Origin of the sequence: Dietzia sp. DQ12-76, from assembly GCF_014145045.1 — a bacterium.
Taxonomy (GTDB): Bacteria; Actinomycetota; Actinomycetes; order Mycobacteriales; family Mycobacteriaceae; genus Dietzia.
Genome location: NZ_JAALDV010000220.1, coordinates 7,686 through 16,303 on the forward strand (window position 1 = coordinate 7,686; position 8,618 = coordinate 16,303).

At 68.1% G+C, this 8,618-nt stretch carries 10 protein-coding genes; 8 read left to right on the forward strand and 2 right to left on the reverse strand.

Annotation, left to right across the window (positions count from 1 at the left end; translation table 11 throughout):
- A partial coding sequence (locus tag G6019_RS17255) for an NYN domain-containing protein (protein ID WP_241725947.1) occupies positions 1-704 on the reverse strand: 704 nt, incomplete at its 3' end.
- 100 nt (positions 705-804) lie between these two features.
- Here G6019_RS17255 and G6019_RS08540 point away from each other — a divergent pair.
- Positions 805-1,665 carry a mycofactocin-coupled SDR family oxidoreductase gene (locus tag G6019_RS08540; protein ID WP_182613409.1) on the forward strand — a complete coding sequence of 287 codons (861 nt, stop codon included), beginning with the start codon at positions 805-807 and terminating at the stop codon, positions 1,663-1,665.
- 113 nt (positions 1,666-1,778) lie between these two features.
- On the opposite strand, the gene G6019_RS17595 is transcribed toward G6019_RS08540, so the two are convergent.
- Positions 1,779-1,910, reverse strand: coding sequence for a hypothetical protein (locus G6019_RS17595; RefSeq protein ID WP_255412657.1), 132 nt, complete (start codon positions 1,908-1,910; stop codon positions 1,779-1,781).
- A 367-nt stretch (positions 1,911-2,277) separates the two neighbouring features.
- Between G6019_RS17595 and G6019_RS08545 the strand changes: the two genes are divergently transcribed.
- The 7 genes from G6019_RS08545 to G6019_RS08575 all read left to right on the forward strand — a co-directional run bounded on the left by G6019_RS08545 (position 2,278) and on the right by G6019_RS08575 (position 8,526).
- The gene (locus G6019_RS08545; protein ID WP_182627412.1) at positions 2,278-3,519 is read left to right on the forward strand and encodes a fatty acid desaturase family protein; all 1,242 of its coding nucleotides are present in this window, start codon (positions 2,278-2,280) and stop codon (positions 3,517-3,519) included.
- 181 nt (positions 3,520-3,700) lie between these two features.
- Positions 3,701-4,282, forward strand: coding sequence for a TetR/AcrR family transcriptional regulator (locus tag G6019_RS08550; protein ID WP_228549274.1), 582 nt, complete (start codon positions 3,701-3,703; stop codon positions 4,280-4,282).
- Positions 4,283-4,783: 501 nt separating this feature from the next.
- The gene (locus tag G6019_RS08555; RefSeq protein WP_182613411.1) at positions 4,784-5,014 is read left to right on the forward strand and encodes a Flp family type IVb pilin; all 231 of its coding nucleotides are present in this window, start codon (positions 4,784-4,786) and stop codon (positions 5,012-5,014) included.
- Positions 5,015-5,117: 103 nt separating this feature from the next.
- Positions 5,118-5,510 (forward strand): TadE/TadG family type IV pilus assembly protein, encoded by a 393-nt coding sequence (locus G6019_RS08560; protein ID WP_182613412.1) that lies wholly within the window; start codon positions 5,118-5,120, stop codon positions 5,508-5,510.
- Positions 5,498-6,439, forward strand: a complete 942-nt coding sequence (locus G6019_RS08565) for a pilus assembly protein TadG-related protein (protein WP_182613413.1) — start codon at positions 5,498-5,500, stop codon at positions 6,437-6,439. Before G6019_RS08560 ends, G6019_RS08565 begins: the two co-directional genes overlap by 13 nt.
- A 30-nt stretch (positions 6,440-6,469) precedes the next feature.
- Positions 6,470-7,183: a Flp pilus assembly protein CpaB gene (gene cpaB, locus G6019_RS08570; protein ID WP_309230192.1), complete on the forward strand. Its 714-nt coding sequence runs from the start codon at positions 6,470-6,472 to the stop codon at positions 7,181-7,183.
- Positions 7,180-8,526 carry an AAA family ATPase gene (locus G6019_RS08575; protein ID WP_182613415.1) on the forward strand — a complete coding sequence of 449 codons (1,347 nt, stop codon included), beginning with the start codon at positions 7,180-7,182 and terminating at the stop codon, positions 8,524-8,526. The genes cpaB and G6019_RS08575 overlap by 4 nt, the downstream gene beginning before the upstream one ends.
- Positions 8,527-8,618: the final 92 nt, after the last annotated feature.

Sequence of the window (8,618 nt, forward strand, 5' to 3'; positions counted from 1 at the left end):
AGGCGTGTCTCATCGGCCACCGAGGTGGCGGACGCACGATCGGGGCGCAGATCCACCTCTACCATCCCCACCGACTCCTCGCCCTCCGGCTCGCTGCCGTCATCACCCGGTGCGGTGGGACGCTCGGACGAGGACCGGACCTTGGGCGGGATCGGCCCCTCCAGAACCCTGATCTGCATGGCGTCGTGAAAATCCGTGCGCGGATCCAGCACCAGCGTGGTGTCGCAGGCGTGTCGCAACGCCGAGGAGATGGAGTCCCACCCGAAGCCCACCAGATGCATCCGCACCCCGGCGTCCACGGCGACCCGGACCCCGGGGATCATGTCGGCATCACCGGTGACCAGCACCATGTCCGAACACTGGCCCTTGTAAGCGGCCTGGATCATGTCCGCGACGAGAAGTGTGTCCACGGCTTTCTGAGTGCGCCGCTCACCCCACTCGATCAGTTGCCCCGCACGCAGCTGCACGCCCTCGATCACCCGGAGCGTGCGCTGGTACCGGTGCGGGCCGGAATCCGGAATACCGTCGTACCAGTTCTGCCGTTGTACCGGCTGGTCGACGAGACCGTGGGCCACCTGATCTAAACGGTGCACGACCGTGGCCAGGGATATCTCCAACTGGCCGCGTGCACCCTCCTCCCACGAGTTGTAGAAGCTAGCCAAGAGATACGAGGTATCCACGAGGACCAGAGTCCGTTCGAGCATGATGATCACTACCTATCACTATGTAAACGTCGGACTTCCAGCATGCCGCAGGGCGAAAGACCCCGCAGGGGCCGCCACCGATCACAGGAGGACTCCCACCATGTCGAGCCCCACCGCCACCCCGCCCGAACTGTCCGGAAAGGTAGTGCTGGTCACCGGTGCCGCCCGCGGGCAGGGCCGGGCCCACTGCGAGGCGTTCGCGGCCGCTGGATGCGACGTGATAGCCGTCGACCTGTGTCGCGATATCGAGACGGTGCCCTATCCGATGGCCGACCCGGAGGACCTGCGGGCGACCGCCGAGGCGGTCCGGGCGCTGGGGCGGAGGTGCGTGACCGCCGAAGTCGACGTCCGCGACCTCCAAGGGATGCGTGACGCCGTGGAGGCTGGGGTGGCCGAGCTGGGCGGACTCGACTTCGTGGTGGCCAACGCCGGAGTCTCCCCCGAGCCCGCCGCCTCCTGGGAACGCTCGGAGGAGGAGTGGGACACCACTCTGGACATCAACCTCAAGGGCACCTGGGTCACCACGACGGCCGCGATCCCGCACATCCTGGCCACCGGCCGGGGCGGGTGCGTGGTGATCATCAGTTCCATGGTGGGCCTGCGCGGCGCGCCGTTCACCTCCAGCTACACCACCTCCAAGTGGGCGGTCCGTGGGCTGGCCAAGTCACTGGCGGGCGAGCTGGGCTTCTCGGGAGTGCGATGCAATTCCCTCCACCCCGGAAACGTCCGCACCCCCATGATCGAGAACCCGTCGATGATCGCCATGATGACCGGGGGCGAGGGCACCACGCTCGAGGACGCCGCCGAGACCTTCAGCGGGATGAACCAACTGCCCGAACCATGGGTGGAGGCGTCGGCGATCTCGTCGATGGCCGTCTACCTCTGCAGCGCCGCGGGAGCGGGCATCACCGGAGCCTCCATTCCCATCGACCTCGGCGGCAGCGAGAAGTTCGGGCTCTGACGACCCGGAACACACGACGGCCCGAACACGCAACGGCCCGCCTCCCGGGTGAGAGGCGGGCCGTTGCGGTCCGTCGTCGCGGTGGGCCGGGACGAGTACCCGGCGGCGACCGATCAGGCAGACGGGGTGGGCGACACCGGGCGGGGAACGCTCACGGTCGAACCGGTGGCGGTCCACACCAGGGTCCAGAAGATGTCGACGACGGGCTGGATGGCCTGCAGGAAGATGTCGTTGGCGCTGCTCATGATGTGTCCCCTTGTGTGTCGTACTCGAAGCGTACTGGCGTAGCTGGCGGTCTGGTGGTCCCGCGTGCCGCCGCCCGGGCTCGAGGGACCCCTCGAGCCGGCCGTGGCGCGTGACATCCCATATGTCGTCGCGAACCCACCCGACGTTACACAACCGTGACAAATGATGTCGCATCGTCGCGCTCCACCGCTGGCCAGCGCGTCATAATCTGGGCCGAAACCGCCCCGCTGCGGCCCCGATCACGCGCCCGCGCCACTGTTCTGCCACCGCCCGGCCACGGTCCCGCCGCAGCGCGAGGCCCGGGGAACGGTGTGACCCACGACCTAACCCTACCTACGCGACCGTAACCTACGGTACCGTAGGTTCATGGCTATCACGGACATCCCGGAATTCGCACACCTCACCGAGGCTGACATCGAGGCCCTCGGCGAGGAACTCGAGCAGATCCGCCAGGACATCATCGGCTCCCTCGGCGAGCGGGACGCCGCCTACATCCGCAACACCATCCGCTTCCAGCGCGCCCTCGAGGTGGGATCTCGCGCGTTGCTGATGGTCGGCTCGCGCAATCGCACCGCGTGGGCCATCGGCGCCGGCGCCCTCGGGCTGTCGAAGATCATCGAGAACATGGAGCTCGGGCACAACATCATGCACGGGCAGTGGGACTGGATGAACGACCCGGAGATTCACTCCACCACGTGGGAGTGGGACATCGTGGGCACGTCCGAGCACTGGAAGCAGACCCACAACTACATCCATCACAAGTACACCAACATCGTCGGCCTGGACGACGACGTCGGGTACGGCGTGCTCCGCGTGACGCGTGACCAGCGCTGGCACCCGTACTTCTACGGCAACCTCGTCTACAACGCGGCCCTGGCACTGCTGTTCCAGTGGGGTGTCGGGATCCAGCACCTCGAGCTGGGCAGGGTCGCCAAGGGGCGTGACGACCGCCCCGAGACGATGAACAAGCTCCGGCTGTTCGCGCGGAAGGCGGGACGCCAGCTCGCGAAGGACTACGTGTTCTACCCGGCGCTCTCGCGCAGGGGGTGGAAGTCCACGCTGACCGCCAACCTCGTCGCCAACGGCATCCGCAACGTCTGGACCAATGCGGTGATCTTCTGCGGGCACTTCCCCGACGGCGCCGAGAAGTTCACCAAGAAGGACGTGGAGAACGAGACGCGCGCCGAGTGGTACCTGCGGCAGATGCTCGGTTCCGCCAACCTCACCGGCGGACCGGTGATCGACTTCCTCTCGGGCAACCTGTCGTACCAGATCGAGCACCACATCTACCCCGACATGTCCTCCAACCGACTGGCCGAGGCGTCGGTCCGCGTCCGCGAGGTGTGCCGCAAGTACGACCTGCCGTACGTGGCGGGCCCGCTGCCGGTGCAGTACTTCAAGGCGTGGCGGACCATCGCCAAGATGTCGCTGCCCGATCACATGTTGCAGCGCACGTCCGACGACGCCCCGGAGACCCACTCCGAGCGCATGTTCGCCGACCTACCCAAACCCCTTCCCGCACAGGAGGAGGGCCAGCGGGCCGGCCTGCAGACGGCGCTCAGGTACGCGTCCAGGCGTCGCGCCCGGAAGCTCGCCTCCGCGGCCTGACCTGCCCGACCGTTCCTCAGACGCCCCGTCACCGAAACCGGTGGCGGGGCGTGCAGTTATTTCGATCCAGGATCGGGATCCCGGCGATAGGCTGACCCTCTAGTCGGCCAGCCCGCGCTACAGCGGTCGAGCCGAGCGACCGAGTACCACGACGACGGGAGCCACCATGGAGGACCGGCGCATGCTGATCGCCGATTCGGCGATCGAGGTGGTGGCCAGGGACGGCGTCCGGGCGCTGACCCACCGCGCCGTCGACTCCGAGGCCGGACTGCCCTCGGGCTCCACCTCCTACTACTGCCGAACCCGTGCGCAGCTCCTCTCCCTTACCGTCGACCGACTCACCTCGCTCCTGCGTGGCTTCGTCGAGGTCTCCGGTATCCAGGAACTCGCCTCCTCCGACGCCGACGACGTTCTGTCGACGCTCACGCGGATGATCGAGGGCCTCCTCGCCGACTACCGCGGAGAACTGGCAGCCCGCTCCGCACTCATCATGGAACTCACCGGCAAGGACGACACCACCGATCTCGTGGCCGCCCTTCTCGACCCGAGCGACCTCACCGGCGCCCTCGACGCGGCCGGACTGCGCGACCCCGCCGCCGCGTCCCTCGATCTGCTCGCGGTGTACGAGGGCTTGCTCTGGGAACGCACGGTGGGGCGCCTCGCCGGCGCAGAGATCGACCACGAGCATGACGCCGACCTCCTCGGGTCCGCGCTCTCGCGCCACGAGCACCGGGGCGGACGCCTCTTCGGCCTGCTGCGCTGATTTCTCGCCCCTCTGGGCAACGATTCGCACTTCTCACACGCCCGGTTGCCTCGCGCCCCCTGAGGCCAGCCCGAGCCTCGACGGGACGCGACTTAGGCTTACCTAGGTTGCGACTTAAGGTTCTCACAGTCTAGAGTTTCCGCCCAGAAGCACCATGACATGTCAGTCAACTGTCGAGACTGCGGGATTCGTGCCTCCGCCACCCCTCCGCCCGACTCTGTGCACCAGCGATGAGAATCGCTGTGCTGGTAGATGTTTGCGCTGTTCAGTTGCATAGGTCTGCTATTCACCCTGAATCGAGTGCATCCGAGGACCAGTCCCGGGACCGTCGCAAACCGCGCCTGGGCGAAGCGGCGGGGTGAACTGAGGCAACGGATTAATCAGTTTGTTTTGACAAACCTGACTCGTGTGCCATAGTGATTCTCGTCACTGATTCGCACCGGATCGGACGCCCCCCTTCCCCTCGGGTCAACCGACCCCCGCACCAAAGGACGGTTCATCATGAGCCAGGTTGCTGCTTACTACTTCACGCTCTACGCCCTCGTGAGCGATCGCTTCGAGGACCGCAAGGACCGTGGCGCTACGGCCGTCGAGTACGGCCTGATGGTTGGGCTCATCGCGGTGGCGATCATTGCGGCAGTCATCCTCCTCGGCGGAAACCTGAACACACTGTTCGAGAACATCGCTGGCCGTCTTCCCAGCGGTGCCGCCAACGCCCCGGCCGCCACCTAAGAACCGTCTCGACCTCCGGCGCGGCGCCCAACCTTCGGGCGCTGCGCCGGAGCCGTCTCAAGTCACCCCTCGCCCCTCGCCCCTCACCCTCTCGAGGACCGTCATGACCAGAACTTCCTCCGACCGCGGTGCCGCGGCCCTGGAGTTCGCTCTGGTCGTGCCGGTCCTCCTCGCTCTCGTCCTGGGAATCATCGAGTTCGGCCGCGCCTACAACATCCAGACCACGCTCTCCAACGCTGCTCGTGACGGCGTGCGGGTGATGGCCCTGGAGAACAGCGTCACCGCGGCGCGGACCGCCACTCGGAACTCCGCCAACACGCTGGACCTCACCCGGGCGACGATCAGCGTCACCCCCACCAGCTGCGCGGCCACCGCGACCACGCCACCCGGCACGGCCACGGTCACCATCACCTACCCGCTCGAACTGCTCTCCGGGTTCCTCCCGATCGACGACTTCACCCTGACCGGCAGGGGGACCATGCGATGCAACGGCTGAACGACGACCGCGGGGCCGTCAGCGTGATGGTCGCGCTCCTGATGATCCCCCTGATCGGCTTCGCCGCCATCTCCATCGACATCGCCTCCGTCCACTCCGAGCGGCAGCAGCTCCAGACGGGCGCCGACGCGGCAGCCCTGGCGATCGCCCAGGACTGTGCGCGTGGCAACTGCCGCACCCCGCGCGACACTGCGCAGCAGTTCCTCACCGCCAACACCATCGACGCGGAGGCGACCGCCGGCGTGGTACCGGTCCCCACACCGTCCTCGGGGCGGGTGTCCGTGACGGGCTCGGGGATCCGCGAGCACTGGTTCGCCCCCGTCCTCGGCATCAACGAGACGGCGATCGCGGCGACGGCCACGACGGGGTGGGGCGCCCCCACCGGCGGCAGGGCTGTACTCCCCCTGACCTTCTCGCTCTGTGACTTCCGGGCGCAGACCGGCGGCGGGATGCCGTCCGGAACCGTCAGACGCACCATCTACGCCTCCAAGACCGCCGGTGCGAACGGGTGCACGGGCCCCTCCGGCAATCACGTGCCGGGCGGATTCGGGTGGCTGGCGGCGAACTCCGGAAGGTGCAGTGTGGCCAACCGGATCAACGAGGTCCTCTGGAGCGACCCCGGCAACTCGGTCCCCAACGCCTGTACCGACGCCGACCTCATCGCGCTGCGCAACGCGACCGTGCTCATCCCGGTCTTCGATGAGTCCGGGGATTCCGGCAGCAACGCCTGGTACCGCGTGTACGGCTATGCCGCCTTCCGGATTACCGGCTACCGCTTCTCCGGTCGCGAATGGAACTCCAGCTGCCGCGGCAACGAACGCTGCATCGAGGGGTACTTCACCCGCTTCGTGGATCTGTCCGACGACTTCGACTACGGGCCGACCGCCCCCGACATGGGCGCCTCCGTGGTGGCCCTGCTCCCCCGATAGGTAAGTGAGTCCTCAGTGAACCGTCGTGTCGTGGCCATCGTCGCCGCCGTCCTCCTCGCGGTGCTCGGCGCCGTGGTGTTGATCAGCTACGTCAACAACGCCGATCAACGCGCGATGGCCGACATGGAACCGGTCACCGTGCTGGTGGCCACCGGCCCGATCGCCGAGGGCACCCCGACCGAGGCCCTTGGCGAGCTCGTCGCCGCCGAGAACATCCCCGCGGCGGCGGTGGGTCCCGGAGCCGTGACCGACCTCGCGGAGCTCGACGGTCTGGTGGCCGTGACCACTCTGCAGCCGGGCGAGCAGATCCTCGCCGGCCGCTTCGCCGACCCGGCCTCGATCCTGAGACCCGGCGAGATCCCGGCCCCACCGGGCCTCCACCAGGTCTCGATCCCCCTCGCCGCGCCGCGGGTCCTGGGCGGAACGCTGACCCCGGGAGCCACCGTCGGGGTGTTCATCTCCAAGGGGAATCCCCAGAACGAGACCCACCTCGTCCTGCACAAGATCCTCGTCCTGCGGGTGCAGGGCGGGATCACCCCACCTTCCGACGCCGAGTCGGACGCGGACCCCGCCGCCGCGGCGATGCCCGACGGCGGGATGATCGTCACCCTTGCGGTCAACGCCCGCGACGCGGAGACCATCGTGTTCGGTGCCGAACACGGAACGATCTGGCTGTCCGTCGAAGGACCCGAGGTGCCCCAGGAAGGGACCCGCATCGTGACCCCAGGGAACGTGTACCAATGAGCCGCCTCGCAGTACTGACCGAGTCCGCCGATCTCCGCGACCGTGTCCGGTCCGTGGTGGGAGATCATCTCGTGGACCTCCCCCTCGGTCCGCTCCCGTCCGACCCCGCGCGGATGCTCGCCATGACGCAAGGCGCGCAGCCGTTGTCGGTGATCGTCCTCGACGCGGGCCCCCGCGACCAGACGACCGCACTCGAGGTGGCCGCCGGACTCCGCGCCGACGACACTGGGATCTCGGTGGTGCTGGTCAGCGACCGGCCCGAGGAGATCGGTTTCGCGGCCATGCGGGCCGGTGTGTGCGACATCGTGCACCCCGATGCCGATCCGGGCGAGCTCGGATGGGTCCTCGAACGCGCCCGCCGCACCGCCGTAACCCGCCAAGCCGGGACCGGTGTCGGCCCCGGAGGCGGGGTCAACGGATCGGAGACCCAGCCCGGTCGGGTCATCAGTGTGGCCTCGCCGAAGGGCGGCGTCGGCAAGACCACCGTCGCCACCAACCTGGCCGTCGGGCTGGCGCGCTCCGACCCGCACTCCACCGTCCTGGTCGACCTCGACGTCCAGTTCGGCGACGTGGGCAGTGCCCTCAACCTCGCGCCGGAATACACCCTGGTGGACGTGGTGCACGGGCCGGCCGCGCAGGACACGATGGTCCTCAAGACCTTCCTCACACAGCACGAGACCGGCCTGTACGTGGTGTGCGGGCCGGGTTCTCCCGCCGAGGCGGACTCGGTGGGGATGGAGGACATCAGCCGGCTCCTGCAGACCCTGGCCTCGGAGTTCCGCTACGTGGTGGTCGACACCGCACCGGGACTCACCGAACCCACCCTCACGGTCCTCGACAACACCCACGACCTGGTCCTGGTGACGAGCATGGACGTGCCGGGGGTACGCGGGCTCCGGAAAGAGATCGACATCCTGCGTGAACTCGGGATGGTCTTCTCCGGCCGCCACGTGGTCCTCAACTTCGCCGACACCCAGAACGGCCTGACCAAGACAGATGTCGAGGCGACCATCGGCGCTTCCGTGGACATGATGATCCCCCGGTCCAAAGGTGCCGTCGCATCGGTCAACCAGGGCATCCCGCTGTTGCAGAGCGACAAGCGCGACCCCGTGACCACCCACCTGAGGAAGCTGGTGGGTCGGTTCACCTCCTCCCCCGCGCGCGCGCCCAGGTCGGCGTCAGCGGTCGGGAAGTTCCTGGGCCGCCTCAAGCCCACGCCCACCACCGCGACTGCGGGTACTCCAGCGTCGCCGGAAGCACCAGGGCAGCAGGTGTCGCAGCCCACCCGATCCGAGGGCCGACACCGTCTGCACAAGGGAGAAGTCAGGGGAGAGAAGCGATGAGTCTGTCCGAACGGCTCCGGGCCGCCAAGTCCCCCGACGCCGCCGTCACCGTGGTGTCCCCCGTCGCTCCCGTGACTCCGGTCGCGGGCCCG